At 65.3% G+C, this 721-nt stretch carries 1 protein-coding gene; it reads left to right on the top strand.

All coding sequences use genetic code 11. From position 1 onward, the window contains the following. The coding region (locus BA175_RS31590; RefSeq protein WP_254667823.1) for a condensation domain-containing protein at positions 1-721 on the top strand (721 nt) is incomplete at both ends.

The following is a 721-nucleotide window of genomic DNA, read 5'->3' as shown; positions in this document are numbered from 1 at the left end:
TCACCGTCACTCTCTTCACACGGGTACTGGGCACCTCGGACCCGGTGGGCCTGGACGACAGCTTCTTCACCCACGGTGGTCACTCACTGCTCGCAGCCCGCCTCACCAACCACCTCGCCGACGTCCTGGGCATACGACTGACCATCCGGGACATCTTCCAGCACCCCACACCGGCCCGCCTCGCCCACCACATCACCACGCTCAACGGCCGGCCCGCACTCCCACCACCCACCCCCGGAACATGGACCGGCGACAACAACGCCCCCGTCTCCTTCGCCCAACGCCGACTCTGGCTCCTGGCCGAACTCGACGGCGACACCACCGCCTACAACGTCCCCATGGCCGTCCACCTGACACACCCACTCGACACCGACATCCTCGAAACCGCCCTCAACGACGTCGTCGAACGCCACACCCCCTTGCGAACCGTATTCACCACCATCAACGGCGAACCACGCCAACACATCCTCCCGGCCACACAAGCCCACGCACTCGTCGAACGACGTGAGGTGGCCACCGGCGAGCTGGACGAGGCCATGGCGGAGGCCGCGCGTCATGTCTTCGATCTGCGGAGTGAACTTCCGTTGAAGGCAACGTTGTTCAGGGTCGACAACGACTCATGGGTGTTCTTCCTCCTGGTGCATCACATCGCGACGGACGGCCGGTCCACCGGCGTCTTCTTCGACGACCTCTCCCGGGCCTACCAGGCACGTATCGCCGG

It is taken from the genome of Streptomyces griseus, from assembly GCF_001715295.1.
GTDB lineage: Bacteria > Actinomycetota > Actinomycetes > Streptomycetales > Streptomycetaceae > Streptomyces > Streptomyces griseus_G.
Note: the sequence above shows the minus strand (reverse complement) of the source record. Positions and strands in the feature narration are given on the sequence as shown.